The sequence below is a fragment of the Candidatus Margulisiibacteriota bacterium genome (assembly GCA_041650635.1).
GTDB lineage: Bacteria > Margulisbacteria > WOR-1 > JAKLHX01 > JBAZKV01 > JBAZKV01.
Genome location: JBAZKV010000026.1, coordinates 1 through 20,832 on the forward strand (window position 1 = coordinate 1; position 20,832 = coordinate 20,832).

General features: G+C 49.4%; 22 protein-coding genes. 9 read left to right on the plus strand and 13 right to left on the minus strand.

The window, feature by feature from the left end:
- On the minus strand, window positions 1-795 hold a 795-nt coding region (locus WC490_07020; GenBank protein ID MFA5098353.1), incomplete at its 3' end, for a FeoB small GTPase domain-containing protein.
- The gene (locus tag WC490_07025; protein MFA5098354.1) at window positions 795-1,046 is read right to left on the minus strand and encodes a FeoA family protein; all 252 of its coding nucleotides are present in this window, start codon (window positions 1,044-1,046) and stop codon (window positions 795-797) included. The genes WC490_07025 and WC490_07020, both read right to left, overlap by 1 nt.
- Window positions 1,047-1,138: 92 nt before the next feature.
- Between WC490_07025 and WC490_07030 the strand changes: the two genes are divergently transcribed.
- Window positions 1,139-1,531 (plus strand): response regulator, encoded by a 393-nt coding sequence (locus WC490_07030; GenBank protein MFA5098355.1) that lies wholly within the window; start codon window positions 1,139-1,141, stop codon window positions 1,529-1,531.
- A gap of 21 nt (window positions 1,532-1,552) precedes the next feature.
- Here the strand turns inward: WC490_07030 and tsaD are convergent, their stop codons facing one another.
- A complete protein-coding gene (tsaD, locus tag WC490_07035) occupies window positions 1,553-2,602 on the minus strand; it encodes a tRNA (adenosine(37)-N6)-threonylcarbamoyltransferase complex transferase subunit TsaD (GenBank protein ID MFA5098356.1) in 1,050 nt (349 codons plus the stop codon).
- Window positions 2,603-2,703: 101 nt separating this feature from the next.
- On the opposite strand from tsaD, the gene WC490_07040 reads away from it, so the two are divergent.
- Window positions 2,704-3,891 carry a C45 family autoproteolytic acyltransferase/hydrolase gene (locus tag WC490_07040; protein ID MFA5098357.1) on the plus strand — a complete coding sequence of 396 codons (1,188 nt, stop codon included), beginning with the start codon at window positions 2,704-2,706 and terminating at the stop codon, window positions 3,889-3,891.
- Between the two features lie 3 nt (window positions 3,892-3,894).
- On the opposite strand, the gene WC490_07045 is transcribed toward WC490_07040, so the two are convergent.
- Genes WC490_07045 through WC490_07055 form a run of 3 tightly spaced genes read right to left on the minus strand, consistent with a single transcriptional unit; the run spans window position 3,895 to window position 6,805 of the window.
- The gene (locus WC490_07045; GenBank protein ID MFA5098358.1) at window positions 3,895-4,773 is read right to left on the minus strand and encodes a phosphoribosylaminoimidazolesuccinocarboxamide synthase; all 879 of its coding nucleotides are present in this window, start codon (window positions 4,771-4,773) and stop codon (window positions 3,895-3,897) included.
- 38 nt (window positions 4,774-4,811) lie between these two features.
- Window positions 4,812-5,477 carry a TrkA family potassium uptake protein gene (locus tag WC490_07050; GenBank protein ID MFA5098359.1) on the minus strand — a complete coding sequence of 222 codons (666 nt, stop codon included), beginning with the start codon at window positions 5,475-5,477 and terminating at the stop codon, window positions 4,812-4,814.
- 14 nt (window positions 5,478-5,491) lie between these two features.
- On the minus strand, window positions 5,492-6,805 hold the full coding sequence (locus WC490_07055; GenBank protein MFA5098360.1) for a TrkH family potassium uptake protein: 1,314 nt from the start codon (window positions 6,803-6,805) through the stop codon (window positions 5,492-5,494).
- A 100-nt stretch (window positions 6,806-6,905) separates the two neighbouring features.
- Here WC490_07055 and fba point away from each other — a divergent pair, with 100 nt between their 5' ends.
- Both fba and queF read left to right on the plus strand, forming a co-directional pair.
- The gene (gene fba, locus WC490_07060) at window positions 6,906-7,835 is read left to right on the plus strand and encodes a class II fructose-1,6-bisphosphate aldolase (GenBank protein ID MFA5098361.1); all 930 of its coding nucleotides are present in this window, start codon (window positions 6,906-6,908) and stop codon (window positions 7,833-7,835) included.
- A gap of 49 nt (window positions 7,836-7,884) precedes the next feature.
- Window positions 7,885-8,268, plus strand: coding sequence for a preQ(1) synthase (gene queF / locus WC490_07065; protein MFA5098362.1), 384 nt, complete (start codon window positions 7,885-7,887; stop codon window positions 8,266-8,268).
- Here the strand turns inward: queF and WC490_07070 are convergent.
- Entirely contained in the window at window positions 8,261-8,686 is a 426-nt protein-coding gene (locus tag WC490_07070; GenBank protein ID MFA5098363.1) for a GNAT family N-acetyltransferase, read from the minus strand. The two genes, queF and WC490_07070, sit on opposite strands and share 8 nt — an antisense overlap.
- Before the next feature lie 17 nt (window positions 8,687-8,703).
- Here WC490_07070 and WC490_07075 point away from each other — a divergent pair, with 17 nt between their 5' ends.
- From WC490_07075 to ftsZ, 3 genes are all read left to right on the plus strand, one after another.
- Window positions 8,704-9,657: a D-alanine--D-alanine ligase gene (locus tag WC490_07075; GenBank protein ID MFA5098364.1), complete on the plus strand. Its 954-nt coding sequence runs from the start codon at window positions 8,704-8,706 to the stop codon at window positions 9,655-9,657.
- On the plus strand, window positions 9,654-10,382 hold the full coding sequence (locus WC490_07080; GenBank protein ID MFA5098365.1) for an FtsQ-type POTRA domain-containing protein: 729 nt from the start codon (window positions 9,654-9,656) through the stop codon (window positions 10,380-10,382). Before WC490_07075 ends, WC490_07080 begins: the two co-directional genes overlap by 4 nt.
- A gap of 65 nt (window positions 10,383-10,447) precedes the next feature.
- Window positions 10,448-11,521 carry a cell division protein FtsZ gene (ftsZ, locus tag WC490_07085; protein ID MFA5098366.1) on the plus strand — a complete coding sequence of 358 codons (1,074 nt, stop codon included), beginning with the start codon at window positions 10,448-10,450 and terminating at the stop codon, window positions 11,519-11,521.
- Here ftsZ and polX read toward each other — a convergent pair.
- From polX to WC490_07115, 6 genes are all read right to left on the minus strand, one after another.
- Complete coding sequence (gene polX, locus WC490_07090) at window positions 11,510-13,228, minus strand: DNA polymerase/3'-5' exonuclease PolX (GenBank protein ID MFA5098367.1); 1,719 nt, start codon at window positions 13,226-13,228, stop codon at window positions 11,510-11,512. The two genes, ftsZ and polX, sit on opposite strands and share 12 nt — an antisense overlap.
- Complete coding sequence (locus tag WC490_07095) at window positions 13,221-13,733, minus strand: DJ-1/PfpI family protein (GenBank protein MFA5098368.1); 513 nt, start codon at window positions 13,731-13,733, stop codon at window positions 13,221-13,223. The genes polX and WC490_07095 overlap by 8 nt, the downstream gene beginning before the upstream one ends.
- Window positions 13,730-14,863 carry a site-2 protease family protein gene (locus WC490_07100; GenBank protein ID MFA5098369.1) on the minus strand — a complete coding sequence of 378 codons (1,134 nt, stop codon included), beginning with the start codon at window positions 14,861-14,863 and terminating at the stop codon, window positions 13,730-13,732. Before WC490_07100 ends, WC490_07095 begins: the two co-directional genes overlap by 4 nt.
- 44 nt (window positions 14,864-14,907) lie before the next feature.
- Window positions 14,908-15,795 carry an LCP family protein gene (locus tag WC490_07105; protein ID MFA5098370.1) on the minus strand — a complete coding sequence of 296 codons (888 nt, stop codon included), beginning with the start codon at window positions 15,793-15,795 and terminating at the stop codon, window positions 14,908-14,910.
- 143 nt (window positions 15,796-15,938) lie between these two features.
- Complete coding sequence (ssb, locus tag WC490_07110) at window positions 15,939-16,325, minus strand: single-stranded DNA-binding protein (protein ID MFA5098371.1); 387 nt, start codon at window positions 16,323-16,325, stop codon at window positions 15,939-15,941.
- 110 nt (window positions 16,326-16,435) lie between these two features.
- Window positions 16,436-16,855: a GxxExxY protein gene (locus WC490_07115; protein ID MFA5098372.1), complete on the minus strand. Its 420-nt coding sequence runs from the start codon at window positions 16,853-16,855 to the stop codon at window positions 16,436-16,438.
- Between WC490_07115 and WC490_07120 the strand changes: the two genes are divergently transcribed.
- On the plus strand, window positions 16,827-18,863 hold the full coding sequence (locus WC490_07120; protein ID MFA5098373.1) for a putative glycoside hydrolase: 2,037 nt from the start codon (window positions 16,827-16,829) through the stop codon (window positions 18,861-18,863). The genes WC490_07115 and WC490_07120 overlap by 29 nt on opposite strands.
- 156 nt (window positions 18,864-19,019) lie before the next feature.
- Window positions 19,020-20,832: hypothetical protein (locus WC490_07125; protein ID MFA5098374.1), on the plus strand; the 1,813-nt coding region annotated here is incomplete at its 3' end.

Genomic DNA, 20,832 nt, shown 5'->3' on the forward strand with positions numbered 1-20,832 from the left:
AGGAATGCCGTAAAGAGAAGCGCTTAATTTCATCAAGATCGGCGCATAGATGTTGTCAAAAAAAGGATCAAAGACATGCGCTATCAGCGTTTCGGCCATCAACCGGATAAAAGAAAAAGAAAAAAATGCTGCAAATCCGGCAATAACAAGACCGAAAAACGGATGGATAGAAAGGTCTTCCAGAACTTCGGGTACGGTATGGTGGCGGTGCTCTATCTTTTGTATCCTGCCGACCAGTTTGCCAATATCCTTCCAGCGGTCCTCCAGGCTGTGGACCCTGACTTTTTTCCTTTTTGCCTGGCTCAGCCTCTGGATTAGAGTTCTAAATCCCTGCCCGGTGACCGCGGTCGTTGGGATGGCCGGAGTGCCGAGCCACTCTTCCAGGGCTTTGTGGTCTATATGTATACCCTTGTGTTTTGCGTCATCCCAGATGTTGAGGGCCACTATCACCGGCAGGTCCTTTTCCATCAATTGAAGGGTCAGGTCGAGGTTCCTTTCCAGATTGGTGGAGTCCACCACATTTATGACGATGTCATTTTCCGGCGAAGCATCCTGGAGCATTTTGCAGGCGACTTCTTCGGCTTTGGAAGTCGGGCAGAGGGCATAAGTTCCAGGGACATCGATGATCTCGTATTTTTCGCCGTTCAGGATGGCATATCCCCTTGTGTATTCAACGGTGGAGCCCGGATAATTTGAGGCTATGACCTGAGTGCCCGTAAGGCGCGAAAAGAAAACGCTCTTCCCTACATTGGGGTTTCCCATTAGCAGGATCCGCTTTTGTGATGGTTCGTTCACTACAGCACCTCCACCTCTATCTTACGCGCCATGCCGTGGCCAATGGCCAGAGTTGTTGCTCCCGCCTTGACAGTGACCGGACCGCAAAGGAATTGCGAGCTGACAACTTCCACGATAGTGCCGCTCCGCAGGCCCATGGAACTAAGCCTATTAACGGCTCCTGAGCCGCCGTGAATGTCTATTATCCTTACTTTTGAGCCTGGAGGAAGCTCGCAGAGAGAAATATGATTTGTATCTGAAAAGTTAGGCATACCTAACAATATAGCATGGTTTTTTGTGCGGGTAAACCGCCCATCTTTACTTTTTTTTATAAACCGCTATACTGTTGCCAGGCGGCATCAAAATGGCAAAATACAGGATATTAATGGTGGATGATGAAACCAACTATCCCACCGCGTTCAAATTCCTTACCGAGCTGAAAGGTGACTATGAAGTGCTTGTTGCCGCAAGCGGCAAAGAAGCGTTTGAGATAGCCCGCAGCAGCAGGCCGGATGTAATCACTCTTGATGTTATGCTGGGGGGGGAGGATGGAGTGGATATCCTTAAGAAAATAAGGGAAGAAAATTCCCTTAAGGATATCCCTGTAATAATGATGTCCGGAGTAGAGGCGGAATCCTCAAGACAGGCCGCCGAAGCGCTTGGGATAGAAGATTTTTTGACAAAACCGGTAGAAATGGACGATCTGCTCCGCAAAATAAACCTGATCAAGGCAAGGGATTCGATCTCTCAAAAATAGCGCCTTAGGTCTCAACGAGCATTACAGTCTGGCCACCGAATCTATCCCCAGCGAAAGATCTGACCGAAGGCCTTTCTTGTTCCTGTAGTACGCGGCGCAGCCTATCATCGCGGCGTTGTCCGTGCACAACTCAAGCGGCGGGATCCTGCAGTCAATTCCTTCCTTTCGGCATTCTTCGCTAAGGTTTTTTCTAAGCAGGGAGTTTGCAGATACGCCTCCTGCCAGCATTACCGTCTTAACTCCTTTTTCTTTTGCCGCCCTGATGGTTTTTTCTGAAAGGGTGTCGACCACGGCTTTTTGGAAGGAGGAGACGAGATCCATAACCCTCACCACCGGCCCCTCTCCCAGCCCCTCGACTACGCTCGGGCCGAGAGGGAGAGCGGGGCTCTTCTTTACATAATAGACTACGGCAGTTTTTATGCCGCTGAAGGAGAAGTCGTATCCGTCATCCAGCATGGGGCGTTTAAAATCAACGGCGTCGGGGTCGCCTTCTTTTGCAAGTTTGTCGATAATAGGGCCTCCGGGATAGCCCAACCCAAGGAACCTTGCCACTTTGTCAAAAGCTTCTCCGGCGGCGTCATCCCTTGTTCTTCCGAGAGTTTCATATTCACAGTGATCTTTTACCAGGACTATCTGCGTATGGCCGCCGGAGACGATGAGGCATATGAAAGGGAAGTGGACCGCAGACCGGGAACCGTTGACCGCAGTTAAAAAATTAGCGTAGATGTGGCCTTCGAGATGGTTAACCCCTATTAGAGGCTTGTTAAGCGCAAAGGCGATGGCTTTGGCGGCGGAAAGACCTACAATAAGAGAACCCGGGAGGCCGGGGCCAAAGGTGACCGCTACCGCATCTATATTTTTAAAAGCCTTTCCCGAAACATCCATGGCTTCTTTTATAACGGGGCTTACGGCCTCGATATGCTTGCGTGCAGCCACTTCCGGGACGATGCCTCCATACTTTTTATGGAATTCGGTCTGGGAAGAAACAATATTGGAAAGGACTTGGCGGCCGTCCTTAACAACGGCTGCTGATGTTTCGTCGCAGGAGGTTTCAAGGGATAGAATAAGCATGATATTACTGACATTTTAGCATGGCAAAAACCAAAGAACGCGTCCTGCGATTTTGCCTTCATGCTATAATCCTCTCATCACAAAAAAATGAAAGGGAAAAAATGAAAAACCCGCTGTACTTTCTACTGGGGATGGTTTTATTGATGTGCGTGTCGGAGGCCTCTTCTCTGGTCCGTGTATCGAGCTTTGAGGGAGGCAGTCTTTATAAGGCCGGCAATATCAATGTTGTCGTAATGAACGGAAGCTTCTACAGCATGGGCAGGCAGTACGGCGGGTTGTTAAAGGCGGAATTTGCCGAGTTCTACGACATGGCAGCAAAACAAGCCGGTATAGGGACCTCAAAAGCTCCTTATAAGGAAGTCGTTTCAGAGCTTAAGAGCGGGATGGAAAGGGTCCCTTTCTATGTAAGGGAATGGGTAAGGGGAATGGGGGAGACCTCGGGCCTTGGGGAGGAAAAACAGCTTATCGCATCCAATGGACTGGCTCTCATCCTTATGCAGGGCGGGGCATGTTCCGGAATGATAGCCTGGGGGCAGTATTCTAAGGACGGTTCTACAGTAATTGGACGCAACTGGGACCTCGGAACAAAGACTCTCAAGCCATATCAAAAATTTCTGACAGTTGCGGTCTTTAACCCGTCGGGATCATCCCAAAGCGTGGCAGACATTAACTACATAGGACAGTTCCTGTGGCAGTCGGGCATCAACCGTTCCGGCCTGTTTTATGACCTCCAGAACGGAGGGATGTGCGACCCGCAAACCGCCAAGAGGCGGCTTAATTCCAATTCTGCTCTAATGTCGATGATGCTGGATTCAACATCCTTTGATCAGGTGGAAGGCTTTTTTGACGCGGTGCGCTCCGAAGGCGGCCTTCTTATCAATGCGGCAGATGCCAAACAGGGGGCCTGTTTTGAATGGGGGACCTCCGATTACAGAAAAAGAGTTGATGATGAAAAAGGCCTGGTGGCCTCGGCCAACAATTTTACCTGCCCAACATGGAATGTGATAACTGCAGTTCCGGAAGGCAAATATGGCGGATTTACCAAGGAAAGGACCGGCAATCTTTTGAAGATAGGAAAGAGATATAAAGGCAGGATCGATGCCGGCAAAATGATGGAGATATTTTCTTCCTCCATACCGGACGGGGGACCTTCTTTTCCTGAGGAAGGTGATTTCATGACTTACTATTCGATAGTTGCTGTGCCCAAAGAGCTTAAACTCTGGCTCAATGTGCGCGGCTTTCAGGGATGGACAGAGATAGAGCTGGAGCCCCTGTTCAGCGGCAGATAAGAACTAGGAGGCCAGTTTTTCCAGGGCCTCGAGATATTTTTTAGAGGTCTTTTGCACGATGTCATCCGGTAGCTCAGGCGCAGGCGGCTTCTGAGGCCATTTTATCGAGATAAGATAATCCCTGACGAACTGCTTGTCAAAACTTTTTTGCGGTCTTCCCGGCTCGTAATCATTGCTGGGCCAAAACCTGGACGAATCCGGAGTAAGAGCTTCGTCTATCAGAATGACCTTTCCATCATATAAGCCGAACTCGAACTTGGTGTCGGCTATTATTATCCCTTTTTTGCCGGCTACTTCCGATGCTTTCTTATAAAGCGCAATGCTTGCTGACCTTATAGTTTCCGCCTGCTCCTTTCCGATAAGAGCAACGGTCTTTTCAAAATCTATGGTGATATCATGTTTGCCGACCTCTTCTTTTGTGGAGGGAGTAAAGATAGGTTCGGGCAATTTATCGGATTCTTTAAGGTCATTTGGCAGTTTGATGCCCGAAACCGCCCCCGTCTTTTGATAATCCTTCCAGCCCGAGCCCGACAGATAGCCTCTGATAATGCATTCAACGGGAAGCGGCTTGCACTTTTTTACCAGCATGGAGCGGCCTTCCAGTATCTGCCTGTACTGCCTGCACTCAGGCGGAAAATCGTCAGGGTTTATGGAAATACAGTGGTTCTCTACGATGTCTTTAAGGGCGTTGAACCAGAAGAAGGAGATCTTTGTCAATACTTCTCCCTTGCGCGGAATGGGGTTGGGCATGACCACATCAAAGGCGGAAAGCCTGTCCGTGGCAACTATAAGAAGGTGGTTCCCGAGGTCATAGATATCCCTTACTTTTCCCCGGCTGAGGAGTTTTAATTTCGGCAGTTTTGTTCCAAGGACAGGTTCCATAGTATTATTTTGGGGCGAATAATTATCCGCCCTTACTCCTAGGTTCTATGAGTCAGGTCCAGATCGAGTTTTTTGAGATTCTCGGTTTCGCCGAAGATGATAACAATATCGCCTTTTTTGATGATATTTTCATCGGTCAAATTAAAAAGCAGTTCGTCCTGGCTCTTTATCCCGAGCACGGTGACGCGGAATTTCTTTCTCAGCGCCAGGTCCCTTATTGTCTTGTCCTCCCATTCCCTGGGGGCTTCCACGCTGACGATATCCGTCTGGCCTCCGAGCTCAAGGTAGTCCAGGATATTCTCTGATGTCAGTTTGTTGACGAGCTTAATTGCGGTATCCTGCTCCGGGTAGATCGTCTGGTTGACCTGGAGCTTTGTTAGTATCTTTCCGTGAAGGGTGTTCTGTGATTTGGCTATTACTGTCTTTATCCCCAGGTTCTTGCACAGCTGCGTGGCTATGATATTGGATTCAATGTGCGAACTCTGCGCGATTATCGCTATGTCGCAATCATTTACCCCGGCTTCTTTTAAGGCGTCCTCGTCGGTTATGTCCCCCACATAGGCGTGAGACACCTCGTCCTTAATGGCATTTATCTTATTCTCGTCCCGGTCTATCGCTATCACCTGCTGCCCCCTGTAGAACAGTTCCCTTGCGACCTTTGAACCGAACCGTCCTATTCCCAGCACCGCGAATTGTTTCTTCATCCTTTTTCTCCTTTTTATCCTATGGATATCCCTTCTTTGGGATAACTGATATGATGTTTGCCCTCTCTGGTGGCAAGCGCCAGCAAAAGAGACAGGGCCCCAAGCCTGCCTATGAACATGACGACTATAATGATTATTTTACCAAGATTTGACAGGAAAGGAGTTATGCCCATCGACAATCCGACAGTGCCGAAGGCTGAAAATACTTCAAAAGTCATGGCTGTCAGCGAAAAAGACTCTGTGCCGTTCAAAAGAAAGATACCCAGGGCTATGGCTGATACTGACAGGAAAAAGATAACAAAAGCTCTTCTGACCGTTTCTGCGGGTATCTTTCTTTCAAAAAGGATGGTGTTTTTCTGGTTCCTTAAGGTGGCCCAGATCGTTGAGCAGATCAGAGTGAAAGTTGAGGTCTTTATCCCTCCACCTGTTCCGCCGGGGCTTGCCCCTATGAACATAAGTGAAAGAATGACCAGAATGGAAGAATCAAAAAGGTTTCCCATGGGAAGGGTATTAAACCCCGCTGTGCGGGCTGTCACAGAATTGAAGTAAGACACCAGAAGTTTGTTCCAAAGCCCCATTCCTCCGATAGTGCGGCTGTTAAAATATTCGATGCCGAATAAAAGCGCCGTGCCGACCGCCAGCAAAAAGAAGGTCGTTCCTATCACTAATTTGGAGTGCAGAGAGAACTTTCTCCTCTGAATAATGTCCGCCAGGACCAGAAAACCAAGTCCGCCGATTATTACAAGGGTCGTTACCGTGAGATTAATGACAACATCTGTTTTGTAGGCTGACAGGCTTGAAAAACCAGATGTAAGAGCGAATCCCGCGTTGCAAAAAGCCGATACCGAATGGAATATGCCGTACCAGACGGCCTTAAACAGCCCGAGTTCCGGCAGCCAGCGCAGGAACAGCACAGCAGCCCCAAGCCCTTCGATGGCAAATACTATCCCGAATATTTTTTTAAGCACGCCGAGCACATCCCTGGAGGAGTACACATTGAGCGCCTGCTGAACGGTAAGCTTTTCCGTTATGAACATCTTTCGCCTGAAAAGCAGCACCATATAGGTGGAAAATGTCATGTACCCAAGCCCACCTATCTGAATGAGCAGGAGGATGACCAGCTGTCCGAAAAAGGAAAAATGGGTTCCGGTGTCAAGAGTGACAAGGCCTGTTACGCAGGTGGCCGAATTGGCCGTGAAATAGGCGTCGAGAAAATTTGTAAAAGTACCGCTGGAAGAAGAAATGGGGAGGCACAGGACCACGGCCCCGGCGGCGATCACCGCCAGAAAGGAAAGTGCAATTACAAGAGCAGGCCTCAATTTGAACATTTTTCAGATGATTATTATACATTATAACCGGGCAAAAATATACGGAGTGTATTGTTATGGTATAATTGTATTGAAAATCAAACAGAAAAGGAGAAAAAAGATGCCGTTAGTTTCTACAAGGGAGATGTTCAAGAAGTCATACACGGGCGGGTATGCCGTGGGGGCCTTTAATGTGAATGACATGGAGATCCTGCAGGGGATAGTGGACGCCGCCAAGGAAGAAAAAGCCCCTCTTATCCTTCAGGTCTCGGCCGGGGCAAGAAAATACGCAAGGCACGAATACCTGATCAAACTGGTGGAGGCCGCGCTTCAGACAGCTGACCTGCCGATAGCCCTTCACCTTGATCATGGAGAGGATTTTGAAATATGCAAGCAGTGCGTGGACGGAGGTTTCTCGTCCGTCATGATAGACGGTTCCAGGTTCCCTCTTGAAGAGAACATTGCGGTCACAAAAAAAGTCGTTGATTATGCGCATTCCAAGGGCGTGACCGTAGAGGCCGAACTGGGCAAGCTTGCCGGAATTGAGGATGCCGTAAAAGTTGCGGCCAAGGACGCTACCTATACCGATCCCGCGGAAGCCGAAAGATTTGTTAAAGAAACAGGCTGTGATTCGCTGGCGATCGCGATCGGGACCTCTCACGGAGCTTATAAGTTCAAAGGCGATGCCAATCTTGACCTGGCAAGGCTTGCCGAAATAGCAAAAAGGCTGCCCGGCTTTCCTCTGGTGCTGCACGGAGCGTCCTCTGTTCCGCAGTACCTTGTTGACGAGTGCAATAAATACGGCGGAAAACTTCCCGGGGCCAAAGGCGTTCCAGAAGAAATGCTGCGAGAAGCCGCCAAGGGCGCGATCTGCAAAATAAACATTGATACGGACCTTCGTCTGGCAATGACCGCCACGATCAGAAGGGTCTTTGTCGAAAGCCCTGCCGAGTTCGACCCGAGAAAATACCTTGGGCCGGCAAGGGACGAGATCAAAAAAGTGGTCAAGCACAAATTGGCCAATGTGCTCGGATGTTCCGGAAAAGCGTAATTGAAGATCATGTGGGGGCGTGCGGCCGCACGCCCCTGCTAACGATAAAATGAACCCATCGTACACCAAATCCCATTCAAGATCCGGATTAAACGCAAAACTCCCCAGGATAGAAACCTTTCCAAACCATTTCAAGGATTACGAAATTACCATTGTCGAGCCGGAATTCACCTCTGTCTGTCCCAGAACGGGACTCCCCGATTTTGGAACTATCACTATAAAATATATTCCGGACAAATTATGCCCGGAGTTAAAATCGCTTAAGATGTATTTTAATGCCTACAGGAACCTCGGCATTTTTATGGAAAACTCCACCAACAGGGTCCTCAAGGACTTTGTGGCGGCCTGCAGCCCAAAGAAAGCAAGCATTGTCGGCGACTTTAACCCTCGCGGCGGGATAAAAACTGTAGTCGAGGCAAAATGGCCTAGATAGAAAGCTTCATCACCGTGCAGCCCGTCTTTGAGCAGCCGTCGCACCAGCCTTTTTTCCGGATCATCGATTGTGGCGGGGGTGTGGTCAGGGCTTTGAAGCCGAATCGTTCAAAGAATGACGGGATCAGGGTCGTTAGATATATGGTCAGGGGCATGTGTCGGCCTTTGACCGCACGATCTAACAATCCTTTTACGATCTCTTTTGCAACGCCTTTTCCCCTGTGTTCTTCAACCACGCCGATCGTGCCCAGTTCAATAGCGCCGTCATGCTCCCACAGCCTGCCAAACCCGATAATGCTTCCTCTCTCTTCGGCCACGATAAAATCTTCGGCTTTCATGTCATTTGAGTCAAGGTCGTATCTGCGGGCAATAGAAAAAATGTTCTCCATATCCGATGGCTGTGTGTTCCTGAGTTTCATGATAAAATTATATCACTTTGAAAAATACCCTGGAAAAACTTAGATCCAAAAGGATCGCCGTACTTTGCGGCGGCGCCTCAAGCGAGAGGGAAGTGTCTCTGAGGTCCGGCAAAAAGGTGCATGAGGCCATTATCTCCCTTGGGCTCAAGTCTTTTATGATAGACACCGCTGACAGGGCCTTTATCAAAGAACTGGTCGATAAGGGCATCGATCTTGCCTGTATAACCCTGCACGGCAGGGGAGGCGAGGACGGTACCATTCAGGGACTGCTTGAGATAATGGGTATTCCCTACACGGGCTCAGGGGTTTTGGCCAGCGCTCAGTCCATGAACAAGATAGCTGCCAAAAAGATCTGGGAGGCTTCGCAGGTCCCTACCCCAAAATACCGCAGGATAGACCCCGAGTCGGAAATTAAACCGCAATGTGAGCGTCTTCTAAAGTATTTTCCGCTCCCTCTTGTGGTAAAGCCTGTCAGCGAGGGCTCCAGTTTCGGAGTGTCCATCATCAAGGATGCGGGCTCTCTCTTTGACGCGGTGGACAGGACGGTAAAAGAGTACAGGGAAGTCTTCGTGGAAGAGTTCATAAAAGGCAATGAAGTGACCGTCGGTATACTCGGCTCAGGCAGGCAGGCAAAAGCCCTGCCGATACTTGAGCTCAGGCCAAAGGGGGAGTTCTACGATTACAGCTCCAAATATACTCCGGGAGGCACAGATTTCATAATCCCGGCACGGCTTCCCAAGGCGGTTTATGAAAAGGTCCAAAAGACCGCGCTAAAGGGCTATAACAGCCTGGGCTGCCTGGGCTTTGCCAGGCTTGATGTGATGGTCGACCGAGACGGGGTCCCTTATTTGATAGATGCAAACACTATCCCGGGCATGACCGACCTATCGGACCTTCCGGCCCAGGCAAAGGCGCAGGGTATTTCTTACGAAGACCTGGTCCTTAACATCCTTGCAAGCGCGCTCAAGTGAAGCCAAAAAAGAAAAAAAGAACAGGGCTTTTAAAAGCAGCGGTACTTATCCTTGCCGTTCTCAGCTTTCTTCTTGTCATACTGTATCTTCCTGTTTGGAGGGTAAAAGAGGTCATAGTACAGGGGAACAAGATCGTTGCAAGGGAGCAGATAATCGAACAGGCAGGGATCTCTTTTGACGAGAACATTTTTTTTGTGAACTCCGGCGAGGTCAGGCGCAGGATAAAAGAGATACCGCAGATAAAGAAGACGGATGTTTTTGCCAAGATCCCGAGTTCCATAGTTATCAGGGTGGAGGAGAGAAAGCCCTTTGCGGTCTTTATTGTGGACGGCTCCTACTATATTGCCGACAACGAAGGGGTCATTTTGAGCAGGGAGCAAGGGGTCAAGGGGGCTCTGGACCTGCCCACTGTGGTAGGCCTTTCGAAAGGACAGTTGGTATCGGAGAACAGGATAGCCCCTTCACTGGTAGAGGCCCTGGCCAAGTCCTATAAACTGCTTTCCCAGTTGATGCCGCCCAACAGCTTTGCCGTTGAGATGAAGCAGGCAGCGGACATAAATATCCTGATAAACGATATCATCAAGGTCAAGATAGGGGAGCCTTTGGACATTGACAAAAAACTTTTTGTCCTGCGGCTGCTCTTTGAAAGGGCCGGGGATAAAAAAAGCCGCATAGAATATGTTGATGTGCGGTTGCCGGACCTTCCCGTTGTCAAATTCAGGTAGACTGTATTGTATTTGCCCGGGTATATGCTAGAATAAAAACAGCAAAGTTTTGGAGGTTATGATTGATGCCTTCGCGGGGTGATGATATAAGAAAGTTCGCCAATATAAAAGTTTTCGGCGTGGGAGGCGCAGGCACCAACGCCGTAAACCGCATGATAGGCAGCGGTCTCAAAGGTGTTGAGTTCTGGGTCGCCAACACCGACCTTCAGGCCCTCAATGTTTCGCTTGCCGACCACAAACTTGAACTCGGCTCCAAGACCACCAGAGGACTGGGCGCCGGAGCAAATCCCGAACTTGGCTCCAAAGCAGCCGAAGAATCGCGCGAAGAAATAGCCAAAGTTCTAGAAGGGGTGGATATGGTCTTTTTGACCGCGGGGTTTGGCGGAGGGACAGGCACAGGGGCCGCCCCGGTGATAGCGGAAGTTGCCAAGGACATGAATGTCCTAACGATAGCGGTCGTTACCAAGCCTTTCAAGTTTGAAGGCCCCGTCAGGATAAGCCAGGCAGAGGCCGGTCTTGCGCTGCTCAAGGAAAAAGTGGACGCTTTGATAGTGATACCCAACGACAAACTTCTGCAAGTGGTCGACAAGAGAACCTCAATGCTTGACGCCTTTAAAGTGGCTGACGATGTGCTGAGGCACGGCGTCAAAGGCATTTCCGATCTTATCACGGTCCCCGGTCTCATCAACCTGGATTTTATGGATGTAAAAACGATCATGTGCGACGCTGGATCTGCCATGATGGGGATCGGCACCGCCTCGGGAGAGAACAGGGCTATAGAAGCAGCAGAACAGGCCATCTCGTCCCCCCTGCTGGAGGAAACGATAACCGGAGCAAAAGGGGTCATCTTTAATGTGACGGGAGGCTCAGACCTTTCCCTTTACGAAGTAAGCGAGGCAGCTCAGGTTATACAGAACGCAGTAGATCAGGATGCCAATATTATTTTCGGCTCCGTTATTGATGAGAGGATGCAGGGCGATATCATGATAACCGTGATAGCCACCGGCTTTAAGCCAAGGGCCAAAAAAGAAGAGCCGATCTTCAGCGAAGTCCCCAAGGTCCACGAAGTTAAGCACTCTGCCGTAAAAGAACACATTGATATCCCGGGCTTTTTGAGGAACATCGCCTCAGGCAGATAAAGCTTTGATCAGCCCTGCAAGCGGCAGGCAGTTAAGAACAGTTCCTTTTTCTACCCATCCTCTTCTGGCCGTTCCAATACCGAGTTCCATAAAAGAGAATTGATCGGTGTCGTGGCTGTCCGTATTTATTGCTATCTTTACTCCTTTTGAAACCGCCATGCGGCAGTGTGATGCGTTAAGATCAAGCCGGTTGGGGCTGGCGTTGAGCTCAAGCGCGGTACCGGTGGCAGCAGCCGTCTCTATCAATTCTTCCATGTTAATCTCATAAGGTTCTCTTCTGTCCAGGAGCCTACCCGTGGGATGTCCGATGATGTCAACATTCCTGTTTTCCATTGCCTTGATCAGGCGTTCGGTCATTTCCTCTTTTTTCATTCCAAACCTGGAATGGATTGAAGCAACCACTATGTCCAATTCTTCCAACAGGCTGTCATCAAGATCAAGGGAGCCGTTGCCATGGATATCTACTTCAACGCCCTTAAGGACCCTGAAGCCCTTGAGCTTTTTATTGATCGCATCTATCTCTTTCATCTGGGCCGTCAGTTCTTTTCTTGAAAGCCCTCCGGCTATCACAGAGGACTTTGAATGGTCCGTTACAGCCATGTATTCATATCCCAGCGCCATGGCGCCTGCGGCCATCTGTTCTATGGACCTTTTTCCGTCGGAGTAATTTGAGTGCACATGGAGGTCGCCCCTTATGTCTTTCTGCTCCACAAGACGGGGCAGGGACCTTTCTTTGGCTTTTTCAACCTCTCCGGAATCCTCTCTCAATTCGGGCGGTATGAACTCAAGTCCCAGGGCGGCAAAGAGCTCTTCTTCGGTCCTTCCGGCGATCCGTTTTTTGTTCTTGAACAGGCCGTATTCATTTAACTTAACCCCCTTTTCTATTGCAAGCCGGCGCATCCTGATATTGTGCTGTTTTGATCCGGTAAAGTAATGGATGGCGCTACCCGCCATGTTAGGCGGCACGACCCTTAGGTCGGCGCTCATTAGATTCTCCAGTACGATAGAGGCCTTTGTCGGCCCCTTTGAAAGGACGCGTCTTACCTGCGGCAGTTTTGTAAAGCTGTCGATGGCTCTTTCGGGGTCCTTTGATGAAGCCAGGATGTCAATATCCCCGATCTCCTCTTTCATTCTGCGCAGGCTGCCGCAGATCACGGCTTCATCAAGGAAGGTTTTTGATCTAAGTTCTTTCAGCAGCGATCTGGCAAGAAGAAGCGCCTCTCCAAGATAGACTTTTCCTTTTTTGGAAAGGAAAACCCTGGCCGCCTTCAGCAGATTCTCCTGCTTTTTTTCTTCTATTCCGGGAAGACCCTTAAGTTTTCCTGCCGCAGCGGCTTTTTTGAGCATGGATACGGAGCCTATCTTAAGCTCTTTATAAAGGAGCTTTGCGAGCTTTGGGCCTATTCCGTTAACTTCCATCAGTTCAAGGATGCCTTTTGGCGCTTTCTTCTTGATCTCTTTTAAAAGGGCAGGCTCACCGTCAACAAGGGCTTCTTCGATCTTTTCCGAAATGCTTTTGCCTATGCCGGGAATGCCTTTAAAAGCATCTGCTCCCTTGGACCTGAAGGCTTCTTCCAGAGGAACGGGATGGTCTTCTATCGCCTGCGCGGCTTTCTGGTATGAGCGTATCCTGAAAATGTCTTCTTCTCTAAATTCAAGAAGTTTTGCTATATCCCAAAAAAAAGAGGCGAGCCTCCGGTTATCCATTGTTGAGCAGTTCGGCTATCCTTAGTCCAAAGCTTGATGCAGAAGCGGGGCCGTCGGCGGTCACTATCCTTCCGTCGGTTTCAAGAGGGTTTCCGGTATAGAGAGCCCCGTTTGCTTCAAGGTCTTTGGAAACTCCCGAAAAGGAGGTGGCTTTTTTGCCTTTCAGGATGCCGCTGCAGGCAAGAACGGCGGCTCCGGCGCAGATGCCTGCCGCAACGCTGTTCCTTGATACCGCGGCGGTCAAGACCGTGTGAAGGTCTTTATTGCGGAAGTATTCGTAGATGCCTGGGCCTCCTACAATGATAACTGCGTCAGGCTCAAGACCGCCAAGCTCCTGCAGTCCTATGTCCGCCAGGGTTTTTCCTCCCAGCTTGCCCAGGCACGGGCCTGCTTTGTGAGATGCGGTTATTGTAGTTATGCCGGAACTTTCGAGAGCGGCTTTAGTGTCAAAGTACTCTTCGTCCCTGAAAGCGGTCCCCGCGATAAAAAGAACGGCCTTTTTCATGATTTAAAGTCGCAGAGGTTCTCTTTGATCTCGAACAGTTTGACAAGGTCCCTCTGGGCTATGATGCCCACAAGCCTGCCTTTGTCTATAACGAGCAGTTTTCCAAGCCCCGATTTTGACACCTGTATCAGGGCATCCAGCGCGTCCTCGTCGGGACAGGACAGCAGTTCCTTTTTAGGCTCCTGCAGCACCTTTTCCACCTTGCAGGACCCCCATTCGCTGTTGGGAACGGTTTTAATCCCCTGCATTGTTACCATGCCTTTGAATATCCCGTTGTCCACCACAGGAAAGCCGAGATGCCTGTATTTGTAAAAGTAATCTTCAACCAGCCTCTCTAACACCAGATCGGAGGGAACACAAATAACCTCTTTTACCATTATGTCCCTGAGCTTGGTGCCGACAAGGGCCTTTTTGAGCACAAGATGCTGGTATGCAAGATCGGCGGCTTCATGGATAAAAAAGCCGATTATTATGAACCAGACCCCCGAAATTATCTGGCCAAAGAACAAATAGACAAGCCCGAGCAGCATGAAAGCAAAAGAGAACAATTTTCCGAAGTTGGAGGCGATATGAGTGGCTTCTTTGAGGCTGGAATCAAAATGCCATATAGTTGCGCGCAGGAGCCTGCCCCCGTCAAGAGGGAAGCCCGGGATCATGTTAAAGACGGCCAGGGACGCATTAATAATGCCGGTATAGCCGATGACAGAGATCACCAGGGGTTCCATACTCAGCTGGGAGGCCGTTTGATAGGCGGCAAAGCAAAATACAGCGATGAAAGCAGAACACAAAGGGCCCGCCACGGCCACTTTGAACTCGACCGAAGGGGATGACGGCTCTTTTTCCATCTGCGCCACTCCCCCAAAAATAAAGAGCGTGATCTTTTTGATGGGGATGCCGTTCTTTCTGGCCACAAAAGAATGCGAGAGTTCGTGCAGCAGTATTGAGATGAACAAAAGCAGGGTAGAAAGCACAGCGGCTGTCCAGTAACTGGCCGGCGGCAGTCCCGGATTATAGGCCGGGAACCAGCTGACCGCAAGGGTCCAGGTTATCAGTCCAAAGATCGCTATCCAGGTATAATTGACCTCGATCGGGATCCCGCCAGCGGAACCTATGGTAAGGGATGTCTTCATTTTTCTTGATTATAACATATAGGTTAAAAACTCAAAATCACCGGCTATCTGATATTAAGTTCTTTAAGGACTCTTTTGGCGGCTCTGTTGTCAGGCGCCCAGCATCCCCTGTGGTCAATGGAAACGTAGCCGGGAAGGGTGTCGGAGCGGATATTTCGCCTGTCGGTCATCCTCAAAAAATTGCCGGCCTCAAAAAGCTCGCGTCCGGATATATCCGATGAAAAGGTCCTTTTGACCGCGGAAACGAGAGCGGGAAGTCTGAACAGCGTTGCGGGGCTGCCCAACTTCTTGAACATCTCCCTTATGAAAGTCTGCTGTCTTTCAACTCTGCCTATGTCCGCTTTTTCATCGTTCCTGAACCTGATGTAGTCGTGGGCTTCTTTGCCGGAAAGCCGACGGTAGCCTTTTTTCAGGTTGATGTTCAAGCCTCCCCAGGTATCCCTGTACTTCATGTCCTTTTCGACATACAGTTTTATGCCTCCAAGGCTGTCAACTATCTTTGCCAGGCCTCCCGGCCTTATCACTATGTGCCTGTCTATGTGCACATCCAGCAATTTTGAAACGGAAGAGATGGTCAGCTCCTCTTTTCCTATGGCATAGGCTGAGTTGATGCGGTCGAGCCCGTGTCCCGGTATGTCCGCCAGAGTGTCCCTGGGGATCGAGAGCAGTGACGCGGTTTGGGAGAACGGGTTTATGCTTGCCAGGATAAGAGTATCCGTGCGGTTAGCCCTGACAGGACGGTGCATTTCGTCAAAGGTCTGGTCAAGCCCCATGACCAGGATATTGGTCCTCTTTAGGGGGATGCCGAACTTTAAAGAAGATGGCAGGCTGCGGGGCATGAAGATATAAAACCAGAAATATGCTATCAGGAGCAGACACACCAAGAGTGTTATTATCCTTAGAAGGTCAGGCCGCCTAGGTTTTTTTGCCATCAGACCCATGATAGATAATGCCCGCATCTATTTCAAGAGGGAAGCGGGGACCGGGGAGCGCAGCCCGTATGGGTGCGGGCAGGATCCCCGGTAAACATTGTCGGGTTTTTCGACACTTCGACACCCCTTTGACCCGCTGGGCCCTAGGCAACAAGAGCAAGGTCGTCCTCCTCAACTTTTGGGGCCTCCTGCGATGCTACTTTAAAGAACTTGTTGTCCAGCATCAGCATATTGTCGACAATTATCTCGGTGGACTGCTTTTTTGCCCCCTTCAGCTCATAACTCCTTATGTTGAGCCTTCCTTCTATGGCCACCAGGCTGCCCTTTTTGAGATATTCTCCGCAGATCTTGGCAAGCCCCCGCCAGGCCACGCAATTAAAGAAATCCGCCTCCGCTGTTTCTTCTTCCTTTCTCTTTATCCTGTTCACCGCCACCGTGAACCTGGCCACCGGGATCTCGTTCTTGGTGTAGCGGATCTCGGGGTCGCGGGTAAGCCTGCCGGTCATTATCATCCTGTTCAATCCTGCCATAAGTATCACCTCCCTTTGCCTTTGACACAGCAATTCCGGCGCCAGGCGCGGCAGGAGGCATCTCTAACCTTATCGCGAACACGCGTCTCGAACAAACGCGAAACAAGACCTCATCTGCCTTTGAGTATCCTTTTGTATTTAATGCCTTCCCTTGCAAAACTGGCCAGGATGCCTAATTGAAGTCCTGTTTTCTTAAGATATGCAAGCACCTGCTTGATGTCTTTTTGTGTGAAATACTGCTTTGCCTTGATCTCCAGCACTATCTTATTGTCAACTATGAAATCGATATAATACCTGCCCAGATTACATCCGTCCAACTCAAGATCAGTCCTGACCTGTTCAAGATAGGGAAGTTTTGTTTTTTCCAGTTTGTTTTTAATCGCTTTGTAATAGTACTTCTCCTGAAATCCGCCACCCAATGAATGATGGACATCAAAGAGGATACCCATTAGCGTATAACTAAGATCGGGATGCACCAGCTTGTCTGGTATAATTACGGGTATGAAGAGATCCTTCCTGAAACTGTTCATTGCGGCAGTCCTATTTGTGTATGGTTTTATTTTTAGTTCCTGCGGCATCACAGAAAGAGAGCCGGAAACCGCCTATAACGAACTCGGGAAGGTCTTTGTCGTTGAATACCACCGTATCGCAGAAAAAGAAGGAGCCTGGACAAGGTCGGCCGAGAACTTTAGAAAGGACCTTCAAGCTTATTATGACCTCGGGTTCAGGCTGGTGTCGATAAAAGACTTCTTTAACGAAGGAAAAGCAAAGGTCCCGGCAGGAAAAATGCCTCTCATAATGACCTTTGACGATGCTACCGCCAGCCAGTTCAAATGGCTGATCGTTAACGGAGCCACTGCGGAGGGCAGCGGAGGTTATCCAAAGATAGATCCGAGCTGTGCCATAGGTATCCTGGACGAATTCCATAAAAAGCACCCCGACTTTGGAAGGGCCGCGACATTTTTCTGCAACAGCAATCCCTTTTACCAGCCCGAGGCCAAAGATGCCTGGAAGTTGAAGCTGCAGTATCTTGTCAAGACGGGCAGGGAGATAGGCAATCATACCTACGGACATGACGACCTTTCAAAACTGGATTTTAACGGGATCAAAAAGACCCTTGCGATGCAGCAGTCCCTTATAGAGGAGGCCCTGCCTTCTTACGAGGCTTCTTCCGTTGCCCTGCCCTTTGGCGTGCTGCCCAAGAGGGGAAGATGGCTTTTGCAGGCAGGAGAGTACGGAGGTAAAGCTTACCGCTACAAAGTGGCTTTTTTGGTGGGCTGGAGCCCGACGCTGCCGCCTTATCACAAAGATTTTGATCCCGCGATGGTGCAGAGGGTGCAGGCTGATGATACAGAGCTGGCCAAATGGTTCGCCCATTTGAAAAAGAACCCCGGGGACTATTTTGTGAGCGACGGTGATCCAAACAAGGTGTCCATCCAGGAAAAAGACCGGGACCTCCTTGACAGGACCCAGTTAAAAGCCGGAACAAAGGTGGCGGTCTATGACGGCAGGAAAAAGCTGTCCGAAACGACAGTATCCTCAAAAAAAAACAGGCTGAGCAGGCTAAAGACCTCAGATAAAGGCGTTTACTACACTTTTCACAGCGCAGGGATACCGTCCAGGATAGACGACATAATAACCAATTACAAAAAAACCGGGCTCAACACTCTTGTCATCGACATGAAGGATGTCGACGGTATCCTGGGTGTCGATCTTCCAGTCCCGCTGGCAGAAAGCACCGGCGCCAAAGAAAGGATCTATATTAAAGACCTCAGAAGCCTCGTGGCAAAACTGCATGCTGAGGGGATCATCGTTTCGGCAAGGATATCTGTCTTTAAGGACCGGTTCCTGGCCAAAAAACGGCCTGATCTTGCGCTGCACGGCAATTCCGGTTCTGTTTGGACCGAGAACGACGGAGTGAACTGGGTCAACCCGTTTTCCAAAGAGGTCTGGAAATACAATGTTGATATAGCGGAAGCGGCTGTCCTGGCAGGGGCTGATGAGGTGCAGTTTGATTACATAAGATTCCCGGAAAAAGGGCGGGTCGAGAACATTTTAATACCCAAGGACAAGGAAAAATATTATGCCATTGAAGGATTTCTCAGATATGCGTACGAGAGGCTTGAAAAATACGATGCCTCAATCGCCATAGATGTGTTTGGCGTCATGTCCTGGCTAAAGGATGTTGATATTTCGATAACCGGCCAGAGGGTGGGGGAGATGGCCAAATATGTCTTTGTCGTCTGCCCGATGCTGTATCCGTCGCATTTTGACAGCGGTTTTGACGGCTGCAAGAGCCCGGTGGACGAGCCGTATGTTTTCATGAAAAGGGGAGCCGAAAAGACCCTGAAGCTTATGGGAGGCTCTGACGCAAAAATGGTGGCTTGGATACAGGGTTTTGATTGGAGAGTAAAGAACTTTGACGAGAACTATGTGCTCCAGCAGAAAAAGGCGTTGAATGACCTCGGCATCTCCAGCTTTCTTGTCTGGAACGCCGGCAACAGATACTCCGTTACATACTCCGCGCTGACAAAGTAGAGACTCCTATATTGTCTAATAACTTATTGACACATTTGGTCGTTGGCGTGATAATAGGGGCAAGAACTAAGGGCCAAGGGGCAAGGGTCAAGTCAAACACTGGGCATACTATGTCTGACTATACCCTTGACCCTACACCCTTGCCCCAAACAATATATGCTAAGAAACCTATCTAAAACGATAACTAAACTAAGGTCCAGGCGACTTTGGCTTGGCTTCTACCTTGCCCCTACGATCGCTGCCTTTTCTATCGCGGTCGTAATGCTTCCCGGCCCCAGGCCTCAAGGAATAGATTCTATTGCAAACTCATCTGCAGATGTCGTTATCGGCCAGCCGAACATGAATTCGAACCTGATAAACCAGGCGGGATATGCAAAAACACTGGATGAGCCGATAGGCTCCATGATCTTTGCGGGTTCAAAATTCATGCTGGCGGATTTTGGGAACAATAGGGTCCTCATATACAACAGCTTCCCCTCACAGAACAATGCTGCTGCAGATGTTGTGATAGGGCAGCAGGACATGCTCTCGGTATCGGCAAACCAGGGAGGGGCTCCGGCGGCAAATACATTGAGCGGTCCTGTTGGGATATGCTCTAACGGGACAAATCTCATAATCGCGGACTGGAACAATCACCGGGTGCTTGTCTATAATACTATCCCGGCCACTAACAACGCTTCTGCCGATGTGGTGATAGGGCAGGCGGACATGTCTCAAAATTCACCGAATCAGGGCGGGTCATGTGCTGCTAACACATTGTTCTATCCCTATGATGTGGCTTTGTACGGCAGCAAATTGATAATATCGGATTTTTCCAACAACCGGGTGCTTATCTACAACAGTGTACCTGCTATGAACGGTGCAAATGCGGACACAGTGATAGGGCAGGAGGATATGGATAACAGAGGGGCAGGTACAGCGGCGAACAAGCTTCAAGCCCCCAACGGACTTCACGTTTTTGGAGATAAGCTTTTTGTATGTGATTATTCCAATAGCCGGGTCCTTATCTATAACAGCGTTCCCTCGGCAAACAACGCTTCTGCGGATATAGTGATAGGGCAGGCAAATATGGTCAGCGGATCTGCCAACCGCGGCGGGGCGGTAACGGCCAATACTCTAAATTATCCTTCCGGCGTGTATATCCACGAAGGAAAACTCATAATAGCCGATTACAGGAATAGCAGGACGCTTATCTACAACAGTATTCCTTCCACATATGATGCTTCTGCGGATATAGTGATAGGACAGCCTGATATGACATCGAACTCGATCAATCAGGGAGGCTCCTGCTCGGCCAGCACTCTCTACTGGCCCATTTCTGCTCTTGTCTATAACTCTAAGCTGGTCATTTCCGACAGGATGAACCACAGGGTGCTGGTCTATAACAGCATCCCGTCATCGAATAACGCTCCTGCCGATTTTGTCATCGGCCAGCCGGATTTTACGCATAATCAGATAAACCAGTCGGATATTTGTTATGCCAACTCATTGAATTATCCGTTCAATGTTTGTTTTATCGGCAGCGATAAATTTGCTGTTGCAGACACATATAACAGAAGAGTCCTTATATACAATTCCATTCCTTCTTCCGATGATCCAACAGCTGATGTTGTGATTGGCCAGCCGGATATGAATTCAAACACAGCGAACAACGGAGGATTAAGCGCAAAGAGTTTGGCCTATGTTTACGGGGTCAACAGTGACGGCAGCAGGCTTATAGTAACAGACAATACAAATCACAGGATATTGCTGTTTAACAGCATCCCGGCATCAAATTATCAGAGCGCAGATACTGTTATCGGCCAGCCGAATATGACAACAAATGAGGCTAACAACGGAGGAGTGTCCGCAAAGTCTCTTAACGCTCCTTATTTTGCGATGATCTCGGGTAACAGAGTTTTTGTTTGCGACAAACAGAACAATAGAGTGTTGATATTTAATTCAATACCTAACGGCAATTTTGCATCCG